The organism is Comamonas sp. GB3 AK4-5 (assembly GCF_041320665.1).
In the GTDB taxonomy this organism is placed as follows: Bacteria; Pseudomonadota; Gammaproteobacteria; order Burkholderiales; family Burkholderiaceae_C; genus Comamonas.
Genome location: NZ_CP166730.1, coordinates 1,046,584 through 1,062,224 on the forward strand (window position 1 = coordinate 1,046,584; position 15,641 = coordinate 1,062,224).

Sequence of the window (15,641 nt, forward strand, 5' to 3'; positions counted from 1 at the left end):
TCAGGGGGTTATTTCAGCCGCTCGAGTTGCTGCTGGATGCGGGCCAGCGTGGCACCAAATTCGGCCACACGCTTTTTCTCCTGCTCCAGCACGGCGGCCGGGGCCTTGGCGCAGAAAGCCTCGTTGGAGAGCTTGGCGTTGGCCTTGGTGATTTCGCCTTCCAGGCGCTTGGCTTCCTTGGACAGGCGCGCCTTTTCGGCTTCCACGTCCACTTCCACAAACAGCGCCAGGCGGGCATCGCCCACCACGGACACCGGGGCGTTCTGTGCCTCGGCGGCCCAGGCGGCCTCGTCGTCAAACACCTTGACCTCGCTGAGCTTGGCCAGGTTCTTCAGCACGTCGGCATTGGCGCGCAGGAAGGCGGCGCCATCGGCCGAACCTGCCACGGCCAGCAGCGGCAGGCGCTGGGCTGGCGACACGCCCATTTCACCGCGCAGGGCGCGGCAGCTGTCCACCATCTGCTTGATGCGGGCCACATAGGCAATGGAGGCCTCGTCGATCTTCTCTGGCTGTGCTTCGGGGTAGGCGGCAATGGCCACCGATGCGCTTGCGCGGCCGGCCACGGGGGCCACCTTCTGCCACAGCTCCTCGGTCACAAACGGGATGATGGGGTGGGCCAGACGCAAAATGGTTTCCAGCGTGCGGATCAGCGTGCGGCGTGTGGCGCGTTGCTGGGCTTCGTTACCGGTCTGGATCTGCACCTTGGCGATTTCCAGATACCAGTCGCAGAACTCGTTCCAGACAAAGTCGTAAATGGTGTTGGCCACGTTGTCCAGACGGTACTCGGCAAAGCCCTTGGCCACTTCGGCCTCCACCTTCTGCAGCTGAGAGACGATCCAGCGGTCCGGCTGGCTGAAGTGCATATAGCCTTGCAGCTCGCCACCCGCCTGGCATTGCTCCTTGGTGTGCTCCTTCAGGCCGCAGTCAAAGCCTTCGCAGTTCATCAGCACAAAGCGGGAAGCGTTCCACAGCTTGTTGCAGAAATTGCGGTAGCCCTCGCAGCGCTTGCTGTCGAAGTTGATGGAGCGGCCCAGCGAGGCCAGGGCGGCAAAGGTAAAGCGCAGCGCGTCGGCACCGTAGGCGGGAATGCCTTCGGGGAATTCCTTTTGCGTGTTCTTGCGCACCTGGGGAGCGGTCTCGGGCTTGCGCAGGCCCTGGGTGCGCTTTTCCAGCAGGGGCTCCAGCGCAATGCCATCGATCAAGTCCACGGGGTCCAGCACATTGCCTTCGGACTTGCTCATCTTCTTGCCCTGGGCGTCGCGCACCAGGCCATGCATATAGACATGGGTGAAGGGCACGCGGCCGGTGAAGTGGGTGGTCATCATGATCATCCGGGCCACCCAGAAGAAGATGATGTCGTAGCCGGTCACCAGCACCGAAGAGGGCAGGTAGAGGTTGTAGTTGTCGTCCGCCGCATCGGTCTGCTGGGGCCAGCCCATGGTGGAGAAGGGCACCATGGCCGAGGAATACCAGGTATCCAGCACGTCGGGGTCGCGAGTGAGTTGGGGGCCTACGGACAGCAGGCTTTCCAGGCGGGATGCATTGCTGGCCTGGCCTAGATTGCGGGCGGTAAGCAAATCGCCTTCCATGGCACGCATCCAGTTGTCACGTGCCTCTTCCTCATTGCGGGCGACCCAGATGGTGCCTTCCTGGTCATACCAGGCGGGAATCTGGTGGCCCCACCACAGCTGGCGCGAGATGCACCAGTCCTGGATGTTGTTCATCCACTGGTTGTAGGTGTTGACCCAGTTTTCGGGCACAAACTTCACGGCGCCGGATTCCACGGCGTCGATGGCTTTTTGCGCGATGGACTTGCCCGTGGCGTCGCCCGTGCCTTGCTTGGCCACCTGGTTCATGGCGATGAACCACTGGTCCGTCAGCATGGGCTCGATCACCTGGCCGGTGCGGTCGCAGATGGGCACCATCAGCTTGTGCTTTTTGATCTCGACCATCAGGCCGGCGGCCTCCAGGTCGGCGACGATGGCCTTGCGGGCCACAAAGCGGTCCATGCCACGGTACTTTTCGGGCGCTTCGTCGTTGATCTTTGCCGTCAGCGTCAGCACGCAAATCATGGGCAGCTTGTGGCGCACGCCCACCTGGTAGTCGTTCTGGTCGTGCGCAGGCGTGACCTTGACCACGCCGGTGCCGAACTCGCGGTCCACATACTCATCGGCAATGATGGGAATCTCGCGGCCCACCAGGGGCAGGGTCACGGTCTGGCCGATCAGGTGCCGGTAGCGTTCGTCTTCGGGGTGGACCATCACGGCCACGTCGCCCAGCATGGTCTCGGGGCGGGTGGTAGCCACCACCAGTTGGCCTTCACCGCTGGAAAGCGGGTAGGCGATATGCCACAGCGAGCCGTCTTTTTCCTGGTTTTCCACTTCCAGGTCGGACACGGCGGATTGCAGCACCGGGTCCCAGTTCACCAGGCGCTTGCCACGGTAGATCAGGCCTTGCTCATACAGCTTCACAAAGGTGTCGGTCACCACCTGGGACAGGTTGTCGTCCATGGTGAAGTATTCGCGGCTCCAGTCCACGGTATCGCCCATGCGGCGCATCTGCGTGGTGATGGTGTTGCCGGATTGCTCCTTCCACTCCCAGATCTTTTGGGTGAATGCATCGCGGCCCAGGTCATAGCGGCTCACGCCCTGGGTTTGCAGCTGGCGCTCGACCACGATCTGCGTGGCAATGCCGGCGTGGTCGGTGCCGGGAATCCAGGCCGTGTTGAAGCCCTTCATGCGGTGATAGCGCGTGAGGGAATCCATGATGGTCTGGTTGAAGGCATGGCCCATGTGCAGCGTGCCGGTCACATTGGGGGGGGGCAGCTGGATGGAGAAGTTCTGCTGCGCAGCCACGGCTTCGGCGTTGGGGCTGCCCGTGCCACGGTAACCGGCATTGCCATAGCCACGCTTTTCCCACTCGGGGCCCCACTGGGCCTCGATGGCGGAGGGCTCAAAAGACTTGGAGAGGCTGGAAAGACCGGGTTGTGCAGGGGTATCGCTCATGGCTGCTTGGCAAATAGGCTGGAAATAAAAACGGCATCCGCAAGCGGGATGCCATCGTCCGGTTGGAAGGGACGGATTGCCAATGATTTTAGCCAGCCCCCCGGGCTGCGCGCGGGCCGGGGTCTATGGGGGTGGTAAAGCACGGCCCAAATGCAGTATCCATCAGCACATGCAGCTATGAAAACTGCAGTGCCGCAGTCCGGTGCAGGTGTTTATTTTTGATAGGCCTGGACCTGGAAATCCAGGCAGCGCGCCGTCATCACCCAGTCCTGTTGTCCGGCCTTGTTGGTCCAGTCCTTGCTGCACCGGGCCCAGATGCTGGCCTTGCTGGGGGATGCATTCGATGCAAATTCCTGGGCCTTGCTTCTGGCCTCGCTCTGTTTGTCTATGCAGTGGCTTTGCAGAGCCGGGTGGGTGGAGGGCCATTCGCTGGCGCACAGCTGCTGGATGTCCTTGGCGGCTTCCGCTTCGGACGCCACCGCCGGGTGGTGCGGGGCGCCGACATGGCTGGCGCTGCTCTGGGCCTGGGCTGCGGTGCCCAGCATCACCCATGCGGCGGTACAGAGGAATTTGGCGTAATGCATGGTCTTCCCTTTCCTGGCAAATCTGGCAAATGCTTGCAATTCATTCTATGTCCGCATGCGGGCAGACCTTGCTGCGGAACCAGGGCGGGAGAAGGGTGAAGCTTGCGCATGTATGTGCGATCTCCTCGCGACGCGCCTGCGCAGAGATCGCAAGCACGGGCTCAGCGCGCACCGCCGTATTCGGGCCGGTCGTTGTGCTGGGGCTTGAGTGGGGCAGTGCCTTGGCCCTGGGCTCGCTCCGTGCGCCACTGCTGCTTGCGTGCGGTCCATTCGGCCAGGCGGGCGTGGGCGGTCTGGCTTTCGCGTGCCATCTGCACCTCGTCGGCCAGCTGGGCCGACAGCTCCAGGCGAATGCCATTGGGGTCAAAGAAATAAATGCTCTTGAAGATGTGGTGGTCGGTCACGCCCAGCACTTCCACGCCATGGGCCTGCAAGCGGGCCTTGGTGTTCTCCAGCTCCTGCACTGTGTCCACGCGAAAGGCGATGTGGTTGATCCACAGCGGGGTATTGGGTGATGGCAGGGCTTTTTCATCGTCGCCAATGTCGAAGAAGGCGATGAAGCTGCCATCGCGCAGGCGAAAGAAGAAATGGGTGTAGGGGCAGTACTCGCCGGTGCTGGGCACATGGTCGCTCTGGATGATGTGGTAGAGCGGCAGGCCCAGTATGTCTTCGTAGAAGTGGCGGGTTTCCTCGGCATCGCGCGCCTTGTAGGCGTAGTGGTGCAGCTGCTGCACGGCGGCGGGCGGGGGCAGCGCGTCCAGCGCGGCGCGGGTCAGGGTGGTGGGGGCGGTGTGGTGGCCCATGGCAGCTCTCCTTTTACGTATATGCAATGCATTGCACTAAGCGTAATTCTAGAAAGACCAAGACCCGCCAGGGCCAAGAAAAAACCCGCATGCCGAGGTGGCGTGCGGGTTGTGGGCGTCAGAGCGAGTGCTCAGAACGTGTTCAATGCCTCTACGCAGGCGCGTTGGAGCGCAATCGGGATGAGTTCGAGTCGATGGGGCGCAGCTTGCACCGGGGTGCAAGCAAGAGCCAGCGCGAAGAAATCGCCCGATTTCGCTCCAACCCTTCGGGCCAGTGCCTTTGCGGGCGGTCTACGGTGTTGCGAATCCTCGCAATAGCACGGCTATTGCTGCGGTATCGCGCCTTGTATCCCATCCCGCAAAGACACTGGCGCGTCGCGAGGAGACTTTGAACACGTTCTCAAGCATCCGAAGTATGCGCAGGGTTTACTGCTTGACGGCTTCCATCTGCAGCACCAGGCGCACGTTCTTGCTGAAGCCCCAGTCCACGCCGTAGTTCACGCCCCATTGGGTGCGGTCGATGGTGGCTTCAAAGTCGCCGCCGCAGACCTCACGCTTGAGCATGGGGCTTTCGTAGCAGGTGAACTTGTTGGACTTGATGGTGATGGGGTGGGTCTGGCCGTTCAGGGTCAGCTGGCCGGTGACTTCCTTGAGCTTGTCGCCGTCAAACACGAACTTGTCGGAGACGAACTTGGACACCGGGTACTGGTCGGTGTTGAAGATGTCCTTGCCCTTGAGGTGCTTGTCGAAAGCGGCGGTGCCGGAGTTCACCGAAGTCATGTCCAGCGTCACTTCCACCTTGCCGGTCTTGCCGGCCTTGTCGAATTCCACCTGGCCGCTCTTCTTGTCGAAGCGGGCGCGGTTGGTGGATGCGCCGAAGTGGTCGATCTCGAAGGTGGCGAAGGTGTGGGTGGGGTCGATGGCGTACTGGGCCGGAGCAGCGTGGGCAGCGGTGGCGAACAGACCGGCAGCAGCCAGGGCAAACAAGGTGGAACGCATCAAGAAATCTCCTGTGAAGGTGAAGAGGGGGAGAAAAACAAATCTCGGAACTACCGAATCGATAGCTTGCTGTGCGCTGGCTGCAATGATTTCAAAGCAAAACTGCTTTCAAAGCAAGCAGCCATGGGCACAAGCCGCTATCACAAACAATGTGGTGGCAGGGCTTAGAGCTTGCCCACGCCGGTCAGGGCCAGCTTGAACTGCACGGACACCTCATCGGCGACCATGGAGGTGTCGGACCAGTCACCGTCGCCAATCTTGAAGGCCAGGCGCTTGAGCGGCAAGGTGCCTGCGGCCATGGTGGTGGCGCCCGACTGGGTCAGGGCCACGGGCAGGGACACTTTTTGCGCATTGCCCTTGATGGTCAGCGTGCCGTCCACCTGGTATTTGCCGCCGCCCAAGGCCTTGACGGCGGTGGATTCGAAGGTGGCCTTGGGGAATTTGGCGATGTTGAACCAGTCGGCACCCAGCAGATTGCTGTCGGTCTCCTTGGAGCCCATGGTGGCGCTGCCGGTATCCACGGTGAAGTGGATCTTGCTGGTCTCGGGCTTGGCGGTGTCGAAATTCACCTGCGCCTCAAATTTCTTGAAGTGGCCTTGCAGCGGCACACCCATTTGCTTGGCGGTGAAGTTGATGCTGCTTTGCGCCGGCACCAGGGCCTGGGCCGCCATGGCGGCAGTGGCGAAAAGGGCTGCACCGGCGAGGGTGGCAGCACGGAGGGTGGCGGTGAAATGCATGCTGATCTCCTGACGTTCAAAAATGAAAAAAGACGGGGTGGTTCAGGCAGCGCTGCCGGGCCACATGCGGCGCAGCAGACCGTCACGGTCTATGAGTTGGTGCTTCAGCGCGGCGGCGATGTGCAGGGCAATCAGGCCCGCCAGACTGTACGCCGCAATGGCGTGCCAGGGCTTGATGGCCTCAGCCAGCTCCGGGTTGGCGGCCACAAAGTCGGGCAGCTGCCACAGGCCGAACCACACGATGGGGAAGCCCGCCGCCGAGCTATAGGCCCAGCCCAGCAGGGGCACGGCAAAGAACAAGACATACAGCAGCTGGTGCACGCCATGGTGGGCCAGCTGCTGCCAGCGTGGCATGGCCGCCGCCATGGCTTTGGGCAGGGCGGGAGGGCGATGGGTGAAGCGCCACAGCAGGCGCAGCACGCTCAGCACCAGCAGGCTGACGCCGGCCCATTTGTGCCAGTTGTAGTACTTCAGGCGTGCCGGAGAAAACGGCAGCCCGGTCATATACCAGCCAAAGACCAGCAGGCCGATCAGGCCCAGTGCCAGCACCCAGTGGAAGGTGATGGCGGTGAGGCTGTAGCGGGAAGAAGAGGTGGAGTGGGGCATGTAGTTCGCAAGGGAAAGCGCCTGGCAAGCAGGAAAAATGGCGCAGACAACGTTGCCATGTAGGCAGTGTAGGAAAGCTGCAGCGAAAAAAAGTTCAGGCGAATTGACGTGACAGTTCAAAAAGCTTGAATGCCCGCAGGCCCTGGTCAGGGCGGTGGCTCGGGTAAGCTCGCCAGCCCTATGGCACAGACTCTGGCAAGCCCCGCACACAGCGAACTGATCATCAAGAAGAGCCGCTTCATCGGCTGTGTACAGCCCATGGCCGACCGCGCCAGCGCGCAGGCCACGGTGGACGCGCTGTGGCGGGTACACCCCACGGCCACCCATATCTGCTGGGCGCTGCTTGCAGGCGGCCAGTCGGCGGCCGTGGATGACGGCGAGCCCGGCGGCACGGCCGGCCGCCCCATGCTGGACGTGCTGCGTCACCAGGAACTGGAAGGCGTGCTGGCCACCGTGGTGCGCTATTACGGCGGCGTGAAGCTGGGCGCCGGCGGCCTGGTGCGGGCCTATACCGACAGCGTGGCCCAGGCCCTGCTAGGGGCCGACAAGGTGCTGCTGCAGCGCATGAGCACGCTGCAGTGCAGCCTGCCCTACGACATGGAAGGCTGGCTGCGCCGCGACATTGCCCAGGCAGGGGCCGAACTCTTGCAGGTGCGGCATGACAGCCTGGTGCATATGCAGTGGCAGCTGCCGGAAAGCGAAGCCGCAGCCCAGGTGCAGCGGCTGAATGACCAGGGCCAAGGCAAGCTCGGCTGGATAGAACACTGGAAAGACTGACGAAATAAAAACAGGGCCGCAATGCGGCCCTGTTTTTATTTCGCGTGCAAGGCAGCTTGTTTCCAAGCCGCGGCGGCTTCGTCCGGGGCCTCGTGGTGCTCGGCCAGAATGGCCAGGGCCTTCCAGGCGCTGTGCAGCAGGGCGTCGTCCTTGAGCTGGGCCGTGGATTGGCGCAGCAGCTGCTGTGCCTTGCCCCACAGCTGGCGTTGCAGGCAGGCCATGCCCGCCAGGTACTGCAGATGAGGCTGGTGGGGGGCGCTGCGCAGTGCGGTTTCGATGCGGGCCAGCCAGGCGCCATCCACGTCTTCCAGGCATTCCTGCAGGGCTTGGAACAGCAGCACGCTTTGCGAGCGGTTCAATGCCTGGGGGTTGCGCAATTGCGCGTCCCAGACGGGCAGCAACCAGTCGCGGGCCGTGGCGCTGCTGCCGCCCAGGGCCACCAGCCGGCGCGCGGCGGGAATGGCCAGCTCGGGCATCTGGCGCTCATGGGCTTCCAGCTGTGCCCAGGCTGCTTGCAACTGGGCGGGGTCATAGGCCTGGTGCAACTGCTCCAGCAGCAGGCTGCGCAGCAGGCTGCCGGCCGCTTCGGGTGAGAAGGCCTTGTGCTTGGCCAGCAGGCGGGCGGTTTCCAGGGCCGGGCCGGTTTGCTGGGCCAGGCGTGAGGCCTTGAGCTTGATGCGCAGCGCCACCGTGCGGCGTGCGGCGCCATGGGGCAGCTGGGCCAGGCGCTCCAGCGCGGCGGCAGCGTCGCGGTCATCCAATGCCCAGCGGGCCGAGCGCATTTGCGCACCTTCGCGCAGCTCCTGCTGCTGGGCTGTTCCGTTGAGGGGGGCCAGCTCCAGCGCGGCTTCCAGGTGTTTGTCGCGTGTTGTGCGGTCCTGCAGCGCGTGGGAGCTGTCGGCCGCCGCCATATGGGCGATGGTGCGCAGCTGGCGCCGGTAGCTGACCGTGGCCTTGTCCAGTGACAGACCTTCTTCCAGCTGCAGCGATTGCAGCGCCGCCTTGCGGGCACGCAGAAAACGTCCGGCATGTAAATGGGTCAGCGACTCCTGCAAGGCCTGGTGCATATTGCGTTCGCGCTGCTGCAAGCGCCAGCGCTTGGCCTGCAGCGGCAGCGACACCAGCACGGCAAAGCCGCGCAGGGCGCCGTAGAGGATGGCAAAGGCCGACAGCAGCAAGGCCATCACCATGTTCAGCGACAGGTCCAACCGGTAGGGGGGCCAGAACAGCGTGACCGATCCCTGGTTGGTGCCCGCGAACAGGGCGCCCGCCACGGCCAGGCAGAACAGACCAGCAAACCACAGTGCAGCACGCATATCGCCCTCCTAGCGGGTCAGCGGCTGGACGCGGCAGTGGCCAGCGCGCTCAGCGTGTCGTTGAGGGTGGGCTGCTCGGTCTGGCGCAAATGCGTCTGGATCTGCAGCAGCAGGGATTGGGCGCTTTGTGTGCGGCGCGACTGGCCGTCAAAGTATTTGGCGACTGCGGTGCTAGAGGCACCCAGGTCGGAGCGGGCCGCGTCGTACTGGCGCGCCAGCAGGCCCAGGCGGGCATTGAGCAGCTTGAGCTTGAGGTTCTCACGCAGGAAAAAAGCCTGGTCCGGTGCGAGCAGCATGGCATCGGGATGGTCGATGCGGCGTATGCGCACCAGGTCACGGGCTTCATTGGCCGAAGCCGTCCAGATGCGGCTGCCCCAGTGCTGCCACCAGGCCCACTGGGTGGGGGAAACCGCCGCATCCAGCGCGGGTGGCAGCGGTACGCCGGTGGAGGACATGTGGGCGCCCGTGGGCGGGGCCATGGTCACGTTGCTGAGCAGGGGCATGTCATCCACCATGCGCACCAGCTCGTCCAGACGGCCCAGCAGGCCGGCGGTGTCCATCACATTGGCGCGACCCAGGCGTTCCAGGTCTTGTTCCATGGCGCGCTGCACCGGCGCCAACCGGGGTTGGGCCGCACGCTCTATGCGCTGGGCCGAGGATTTGAGTGTGACGGTCAGCGGCTCCAGGCTGCCGGAGAACTGGGCCTGCTGCAGCGCGATGCGCAGTGCCGACTCCACATCCACCAGCAGGGTTTCGTCGCGTGAGCGCGAGACGCTGTGGATCAAATCTTCCAATTGGGTGCGTTGCAGCGTGGCTTCCTGCACCCGGGCCTCGACCACGGCCAGGCGGCCCGCAGCTTCGCGCACCAGGTCCTGGGACTCGCGTGCCAGCGCCCGGGCCTCGGTGGCCTGGGTGCCGGACTCAGCGGTCTGGCGGGCCAACTGCTCCTGCATGCCGCCCACTTTTTGCCAGAGCAGCCCGCTGCTGCCCAGCCCCGCAAGGGCCAACACCATGGCCACCCAGGCCAGCGGAGAAGGCCCAGAGGAAGGGCTTGGGCTGGCCGTTGGAGGCGAGGTGAAAGAGGGTGGGGGTGCGCCGTCGGTGCTCATGACCACGATTCTATCGACGCAGACACATGCTCTACATCGGGCTTACATTCCCGCACCAGACCAAAGCCTGCAGCCCGTGCCGTGGCGGCAATACGCGGGTGGGTGGCCAGGGCGCGCTGTGTTTTCCAGTCCTGTGCTGGGCAGAGCTGTTGCAGGTGGACAACAGCTTCGGAGCTGCTGAACAGCCACAGATTGTGGGTATTGCAGTGGCTGGCAATGGCATCCAGCAGCGCAGGCGTGGCGGCCGGGCATTGACGGGCATAGACGCCCACCAGCTCCACCTGCGCGCCCTGCTGGCGCAGCTGACGGGCCAGCCATTCGCGGCCGGAGCCCTGGACGTCGGCCTGGCTGTGGGCGCTGGCGCCGCGCACGATCAGCACCTGGTCATGGGCCTGGATCTGCGGGCCCACCACGGCCCACAGGGATTCGGAGTCGAATTGGGCCGCATCGGCCGCAGGGCTGTCGATGGCGGTTTCAGGCAGGCCTTGCTGCACCAGCGTCTGGCGCGTGCCTGGGCCTGGCGCCCACAGTCGCAGCTGGCCCGCAGCCACGGCCTGCTGCAGGGCCTGGGCCATGCCCGGGGCCGCTAACAGGCCGCGCACGGCATTGGGGCTGACGAACATCAGCGCGCGGTAGCGCTCCAGCTGTTGGGCGACGCCTTGCAGCGCAGCCTGGGTGGCGGCGTCGGTGGCGGGTGCAATATCGATCAGGGGCAGCACGGCGGCATCCATGCCCTGCGCCTGCAGCAAGCGCTGCCAGTGCTGCGCCTCCGGCAGTGGGCGGGTCAGGATGACGCTGGGCCGCGCCGCCATCACTCGGCCTTGGGGGCGCAGCGTGCACCCTGAGCCAGCAGTTGTTCGGCCACGGCCGCTCCCAGCGCTTCGGCCTGTTCCAACGTGGTCACGGCGGCTTGCTGGCGCACGCGTACCAGCGGCAGCACGCCGTCCACATCGCCCCAGGCAGCGTCCAGCGTCAGCATGCCGTCATCGGCCAGCAGGGCATGGGCGGCCAGTGGCACGGAGCAACTGCCACCCATGCGGCGGCTGACGGCGCGCTCGGCCGCCACACGCAACCAGCTGGGCATGTGCACAAGGGGCTGCAGTGCGGCGATCAGGTCGGTGCGCTCGCTGCGCACCTCGATACCCAGGGCGCCCTGGCCGGCGGCGGGCAGCATGTCGGCGGCGGAGAATTCGCAGCGTATGCGTGCCGCCAGCCCCAGGCGCTTGAGGCCTGCGGCGGCCAGCACGATGGCGTCGTATTGGCCCTCATCCAGCTTGCGCAAACGGGTGTCGAGGTTGCCACGCAAGGGCTCAATCTTCAGGTCGGGGCGCAGGGCCTGCAGCAGCACCTGGCGGCGCAGGCTGGAGGTGCCCACCACGGCGCCTTGCGGCAGTTGGTCCAGGCTGGCGTAGCGGGGTGAGACAAAGGCGTCGCGCGGGTCTTCGCGCTCCATCACGCAGGCCAGGGTGAAGCCCTCGGGCAGCTCCATGGGCACGTCCTTGAGCGAGTGCACGGCAATGTGGGCGCGGCCCTCTTCCAGTGCCACTTCCAGCTCTTTCACAAACAGCCCCTTGCCACCGACCTTGGACAGGGAACGGTCCAGAATCTGGTCGCCCTTGGTGGTCATGCCCAGCAGCTCCACCTGGTGGCCGCGTGCACGCAGCAAGGCCTGCACATGTTCGGCCTGCCACAGGGCCAATCGGCTTTCACGGGTGGCGATTACAAGCGAAGAGAAAGAAGAGGTCACAGTCATACGTTGTCAGCCTTCGGGACAACGGGGGATGCTAGCATGCGCGCCGACCTCATTTGCTTCCTGGAGTCTTTTGCATGAATGCTGCAGCCCGTCGACGTTCCGAGACCCCTTCTGCCCCTTCCGTTCCGGTGCGCCGCACGGACAAGGACCAGCCGCTGATAGATGACATCCGCCTGTTGGGCCGCTTGCTGGGCGATGTGATTCGTGAACAGGAAGGTGCCGCGGCCTATGAGCTGGTGGAGCAGGTGCGCCAGCTGTCCGTGGCGTTTCGCCGCAACGAGGACCAGGCCGCCGACAAGCAGCTCAAGAAGCTGCTCAAGGGCCTGTCCGGCGACCAGACCGTGAGTGTGATTCGCGCCTTCACCTATTTCTCCCACCTGGCCAATCTGGCGGAAGACCAGCACCATATCCGCCGCCGCGAGGTGCATGAGCGCGCCGGCCACAGCCAGGAAGGCAGCGTGGAAGTGGCCCTGTCGCGCCTGCGCTGGGAAGGCATAGAGAACGATGCCGTGGTGCGGGCCCTGGCCCAGGCCTATGTGGCGCCGGTGCTCACAGCCCACCCCACCGAGGTGCAGCGCCAGAGCATTTTGGCGGCCGAGCAAAGCATTGCCCGCCTGCTGGGTGAGCGCGACCTGATCCGCGCCCGCGCCCAGCTCTATGCCAGCAGCAAGGATGCGCTGAGCCCGCGCGAACTGGCCGAGAACGAGGCCCAGCTCAAGGCCCGTGTGGTGCAGCTGTGGCAAACGCGTTTGCTGCGCCATGCCAAGCTGACGGTGGCCGACGAAATCGAAAACTCGCTGCGCTACTACGAAGCCACTTTTCTGCGCGAGATTCCCCGCATCTACCAAGAGATGGAGCAGCAGCTGGGTGGCCAGCGCATCCACAGCTTTTTGCGCATGGGCCAATGGATTGGCGGCGACCGCGACGGCAACCCCAATGTGACGGCAGAGACGCTGACACTGGCCCTGCAGCGCCAGTCCGAGGTGGCGCTGCGCCACTATCTGACCGAGGTGCATTTTCTGGGCACCGAGCTGTCCATGGCGGAGCGTCTGGCCGAGGTTTCGCCACAGATGCAGGCCCTGGCCGATGCCTCGCCCGACCAGAACCCACACCGTGCCGACGAGCCCTATCGCCGTGCCCTGACCGGGGTGTATGCGCGCCTGGCGGCCACGCTGCGCAAGCTCTCGGGCGGTGAGGCCGCACGCCATGCCGTGGCGCCGCAAAACCCCTATGCCAGTGCGCAGGACTTCTTGCAGGAGTTGCGCACGGTGGAAGACTCGCTGCTGCGCAACCATGGCGAAGCCCTGGTGGCCCAGCGCCTGGCGCCGCTGATGCGTGCGGTAGAGGTTTTTGGTTTCCATCTGGCCACGGTGGACCTGCGCCAAAGCTCGGACCAGCATGAGTCGGTAGTGGCCGAGCTGCTGGCCGCTTCCCAACTGGAGGCCGACTACAGCGCCCTGGATGAGCCCGCTCGCCAGGCCCTGCTGCTGCGCCTGTTGCAAGACGCCAGGCCGCTGCGCGTGGTGGGGGCTGAATACTCGCACCACAGCCAGGCCGAGCTGGCCATTTTTGAAACCGCGCGCCAGGCCCGGGCCGATTACGGCCCCGAGGCCTTGCGCCACTGCATCATCAGCCACACCGAGACGGTGAGCGACCTGCTCGAAGTGCTGCTCTTGATGAAGGAAGTCGGCCTGATGCATGGCACGCTGGACAGCAGCAGCGCCGTGGCCGACATGGTGGTGGTGCCGCTATTTGAGACCATCGAAGACCTGCGCCAGGCCGCCTCCATCATGCAGGCCTATTACGCCCTGCCCGGCATGGCGCAGCTGTGGAAGCGTTCGGGCGCCGAGCAGGACATCATGCTGGGCTATAGCGACAGCAACAAGGATGGCGGCATCTTCACCAGCAACTGGGAGCTCTACCAGGCCGAATCGGCTCTGGTGCAGGTGTTCGACCCGCTGGCCGCGCAGTACGGCATTCGACTGCGCATGTTCCACGGCCGTGGCGGCACCGTGGGCCGGGGCGGTGGCCCCAGCTACCAGGCCATCTTGGCCCAGCCACCCGGCACCGTGCGCGGCCAGATCCGCCTGACCGAGCAGGGCGAGGTGATTGCCTCCAAATACTCCAACCCCGAGATCGGCCGGCGCAACCTGGAAACCCTGGTGGCCGCCACGCTGGAGGCCACGCTGCTGCAGCCCACCAAGCCGGCGGGCAAGCCCTTTTTGGTGGCGGCCGAAGCCCTGTCGCGCGCCAGCATGGCCAGCTACCGCAAGCTGGTGTACGAGACCCCGGGCTTTACCGATTACTTCTTCAGCGCCACGCCCATACGCGAGATTGCCGAGCTGAACATCGGCTCGCGCCCGGCCTCGCGCAAGCCCTCGCAAAAAATCGAAGACCTGCGCGCCATTCCCTGGGGCTTTAGCTGGGGTCAGTGCCGCCTCACGCTGCCGGGCTGGTATGGCTTTGGTACGGCGGTGCATGACTTTGTCCATGCCAAGGGCCAGGACCCGGCCAAGCAGCAGGCGCTGCTGCGGCGCATGTACAAGCAGTGGCCCTTCTTTCGCACCCTGTTGTCGAATATCGACATGGTGATGGCCAAGAGCGATCTGGCCCTGGCCTCGCGCTACAGCGAACTGGTGCCCGATGCCAAGCTGCGCCGGCGCATTTTTGCCGCCATCCAGGCCGAGTGGCAGCGCACGGTGGAGGCGCTGGAAATGGTCACCGGCGACAAGGACAGACTGGCACACAACAGCGCGCTGGCACGCTCCATACGCCACCGCTTCCCCTATATCGATCCGCTGCACCACCTGCAGGTGGAGCTGGTGCGCCGCTGGCGCGATGGCGGTGGGGACGAGCGCGTGAAGCTGGGCATTCACATCTCCATCAACGGGATTGCGGCGGCGTTGAGGAATACGGGGTGACACCCCCTGAGGCGCTTCGCGTCTTCCCCCTCTCTCTCTCGCTATGCGAGGGAGGGGGACGGCACCAGCGCGGCGGGGCGGCCCTTGCGCGGCAGCCCTGACATGGGGGTGTTGCGAGCGCTGTGCTCGTTTGATGCGCTGCGTCCCTGGTCTTACTCCCTCGCCCCTCCGGGGAGAGGGTTGGGGTGAGGGGCCTTTCCACAGGCATAGCGCATGGCACCGTGCCCAGCGCGTTTCAAGATGCTTTCAGGGCACAAAGCCAACAGGCTGGCCGGGTCATGCTCCCATGCCGATAGCGCTGCGCGCCATAATGCGGCGCATGCACCTTCCCACTCCGCTTTCCACGGCGTGCGGTTCTGACCGTGCCGCTTCTTCCTCTGCAGCTGCTGTGCAACCCGCGCGACGCCTGCTGTTGCTGGCTGCGGCTGCCGTGCTGGCCGGTTGTGCCAGCAGCGGCAAGCGCGGCAGCGGTGGCAGCACGGCGGCCATTCCCAAGGGGCGGGGCGGTGGTGCGGCGGCCGTGAACCCGCTGGCGCTGAACAGCGATCTGCGCGAGGCCTTGCTGGCCCGCACCATGCTGGTGGTCAACACCCCCTACACCTATGGCGGCAACAGCCCGGAAGGCGGCTTTGATTGCAGCGGCCTGATTCAATGGGCCGTGGCCGGCATCCATGGCGCCAGATTGCCACGCACCACGGCGCAATGGGCCCAGGCCAGCACGCCGGTGAGCCGGGGGCTGGAGCGCGGTGACTTTGTGTTCTTCAACACCTTGGGCGGTGCGTATTCCCATATGGGCATTTACGTGGGCAACGGCCAGTTTGTGCACGCCCCTTCCAGCGGCGGCACGGTGCAGCGCGTGCGCATGGACAACGTCTATTTCGCCAAGCGCTATACCGAGGCGCGCAGTATTTTTGCGTGAGCTGCTGCACCGCCTTCCGCATCTTTCTTCAGAGGTCGGCCGCCTTTTTAAGGCGATAGGGAAGTCTTCTTTTGATAGCTTGCAGCGCTGATGGCATAAGCGCTACAAGCGT

The 15,641-nt window shown here is 64.8% G+C and carries 13 protein-coding genes; 3 read left to right on the forward strand and 10 right to left on the reverse strand.

What is annotated here, in order from left to right; translation table 11 throughout:
• Positions 1 to 8 precede the first annotated feature (8 nt).
• The 6 genes from ACA027_RS04605 to ACA027_RS04630 form a co-directional block, all read right to left on the reverse strand.
• Positions 9 to 3,005, reverse strand: coding sequence for a valine--tRNA ligase (locus tag ACA027_RS04605; protein ID WP_370681226.1), 2,997 nt, complete (start codon positions 3,003 to 3,005; stop codon positions 9 to 11).
• A 212-nt stretch (positions 3,006 to 3,217) separates the two neighbouring features.
• The gene (locus ACA027_RS04610) at positions 3,218 to 3,589 is read right to left on the reverse strand and encodes a hypothetical protein (RefSeq protein WP_370681227.1); all 372 of its coding nucleotides are present in this window, start codon (positions 3,587 to 3,589) and stop codon (positions 3,218 to 3,220) included.
• Positions 3,590 to 3,750: 161 nt separating this feature from the next.
• Positions 3,751 to 4,392 carry a VOC family protein gene (locus ACA027_RS04615; RefSeq protein WP_370681228.1) on the reverse strand — a complete coding sequence of 214 codons (642 nt, stop codon included), beginning with the start codon at positions 4,390 to 4,392 and terminating at the stop codon, positions 3,751 to 3,753.
• Positions 4,393 to 4,818: 426 nt separating this feature from the next.
• A complete protein-coding gene (locus ACA027_RS04620) occupies positions 4,819 to 5,391 on the reverse strand; it encodes a YceI family protein (RefSeq protein ID WP_370681229.1) in 573 nt (190 codons plus the stop codon).
• 164 nt (positions 5,392 to 5,555) lie between these two features.
• The gene (locus tag ACA027_RS04625; RefSeq protein ID WP_370681230.1) at positions 5,556 to 6,128 is read right to left on the reverse strand and encodes a YceI family protein; all 573 of its coding nucleotides are present in this window, start codon (positions 6,126 to 6,128) and stop codon (positions 5,556 to 5,558) included.
• A 42-nt stretch (positions 6,129 to 6,170) separates the two neighbouring features.
• Positions 6,171 to 6,734: a cytochrome b gene (locus ACA027_RS04630; protein WP_370681231.1), complete on the reverse strand. Its 564-nt coding sequence runs from the start codon at positions 6,732 to 6,734 to the stop codon at positions 6,171 to 6,173.
• A gap of 180 nt (positions 6,735 to 6,914) precedes the next feature.
• Here ACA027_RS04630 and ACA027_RS04635 point away from each other — a divergent pair, with 180 nt between their 5' ends.
• Positions 6,915 to 7,511 carry a YigZ family protein gene (locus ACA027_RS04635; protein ID WP_370681232.1) on the forward strand — a complete coding sequence of 199 codons (597 nt, stop codon included), beginning with the start codon at positions 6,915 to 6,917 and terminating at the stop codon, positions 7,509 to 7,511.
• 35 nt (positions 7,512 to 7,546) lie between these two features.
• Here ACA027_RS04635 and ACA027_RS04640 read toward each other — a convergent pair whose 3' ends face one another.
• Genes ACA027_RS04640 through hemC form a run of 4 tightly spaced genes read right to left on the reverse strand, consistent with a single transcriptional unit; the run spans position 7,547 to position 11,689 of the window.
• Positions 7,547 to 8,827 (reverse strand): heme biosynthesis HemY N-terminal domain-containing protein, encoded by a 1,281-nt coding sequence (locus ACA027_RS04640; protein ID WP_370681233.1) that lies wholly within the window; start codon positions 8,825 to 8,827, stop codon positions 7,547 to 7,549.
• A 17-nt stretch (positions 8,828 to 8,844) separates the two neighbouring features.
• The gene (locus tag ACA027_RS04645) at positions 8,845 to 9,936 is read right to left on the reverse strand and encodes a uroporphyrinogen-III C-methyltransferase (protein WP_370681234.1); all 1,092 of its coding nucleotides are present in this window, start codon (positions 9,934 to 9,936) and stop codon (positions 8,845 to 8,847) included.
• On the reverse strand, positions 9,933 to 10,748 hold the full coding sequence (locus ACA027_RS04650; RefSeq protein WP_370681235.1) for a uroporphyrinogen-III synthase: 816 nt from the start codon (positions 10,746 to 10,748) through the stop codon (positions 9,933 to 9,935). The genes ACA027_RS04645 and ACA027_RS04650 overlap by 4 nt, the downstream gene beginning before the upstream one ends.
• Entirely contained in the window at positions 10,748 to 11,689 is a 942-nt protein-coding gene (gene hemC, locus ACA027_RS04655) for a hydroxymethylbilane synthase (protein WP_370681236.1), read from the reverse strand. Before hemC ends, ACA027_RS04650 begins: the two co-directional genes overlap by 1 nt.
• 74 nt (positions 11,690 to 11,763) lie before the next feature.
• Between hemC and ppc the strand changes: the two genes are divergently transcribed.
• Together ppc and ACA027_RS04665 are read left to right on the forward strand one after the other, a co-directional pair.
• Positions 11,764 to 14,610, forward strand: coding sequence for a phosphoenolpyruvate carboxylase (gene ppc / locus ACA027_RS04660; protein WP_370681237.1), 2,847 nt, complete (start codon positions 11,764 to 11,766; stop codon positions 14,608 to 14,610).
• Positions 14,611 to 14,929: 319 nt separating this feature from the next.
• Positions 14,930 to 15,529, forward strand: coding sequence for a C40 family peptidase (locus ACA027_RS04665; RefSeq protein WP_370681238.1), 600 nt, complete (start codon positions 14,930 to 14,932; stop codon positions 15,527 to 15,529).
• The last annotated feature ends 112 nt before the right edge of the window (positions 15,530 to 15,641 follow it).

Excerpts from the sequence above, each read along its gene's own strand:
- ACA027_RS04665 (WP_370681238.1), top strand. The coding sequence starts at position 14,930 with ATGCACCTTCCCACTCCGCTTTCCACGGCGTGCGGTTCTGACCGTGCC.
- ACA027_RS04645 (WP_370681234.1), bottom strand. The coding sequence starts at position 9,936 with ATGAGCACCGACGGCGCACCCCCACCCTCTTTCACCTCGCCTCCAACG.
- ACA027_RS04640 (WP_370681233.1), bottom strand. The coding sequence starts at position 8,827 with ATGCGTGCTGCACTGTGGTTTGCTGGTCTGTTCTGCCTGGCCGTGGCG.
- ACA027_RS04615 (WP_370681228.1), bottom strand. The coding sequence starts at position 4,392 with ATGGGCCACCACACCGCCCCCACCACCCTGACCCGCGCCGCGCTGGAC.
- ACA027_RS04625 (WP_370681230.1), bottom strand. The coding sequence starts at position 6,128 with ATGCATTTCACCGCCACCCTCCGTGCTGCCACCCTCGCCGGTGCAGCC.
- ACA027_RS04605 (WP_370681226.1), bottom strand. The coding sequence starts at position 3,005 with ATGAGCGATACCCCTGCACAACCCGGTCTTTCCAGCCTCTCCAAGTCT.
- ACA027_RS04630 (WP_370681231.1), bottom strand. The coding sequence starts at position 6,734 with ATGCCCCACTCCACCTCTTCTTCCCGCTACAGCCTCACCGCCATCACC.
- ACA027_RS04610 (WP_370681227.1), bottom strand. The coding sequence starts at position 3,589 with ATGCATTACGCCAAATTCCTCTGTACCGCCGCATGGGTGATGCTGGGC.
- ACA027_RS04620 (WP_370681229.1), bottom strand. The coding sequence starts at position 5,391 with ATGCGTTCCACCTTGTTTGCCCTGGCTGCTGCCGGTCTGTTCGCCACC.
- ACA027_RS04650 (WP_370681235.1), bottom strand. The coding sequence starts at position 10,748 with ATGGCGGCGCGGCCCAGCGTCATCCTGACCCGCCCACTGCCGGAGGCG.
- ACA027_RS04635 (WP_370681232.1), top strand. The coding sequence starts at position 6,915 with ATGGCACAGACTCTGGCAAGCCCCGCACACAGCGAACTGATCATCAAG.
- ppc (WP_370681237.1), top strand. The coding sequence starts at position 11,764 with ATGAATGCTGCAGCCCGTCGACGTTCCGAGACCCCTTCTGCCCCTTCC.
- hemC (WP_370681236.1), bottom strand. The coding sequence starts at position 11,689 with ATGACTGTGACCTCTTCTTTCTCTTCGCTTGTAATCGCCACCCGTGAA.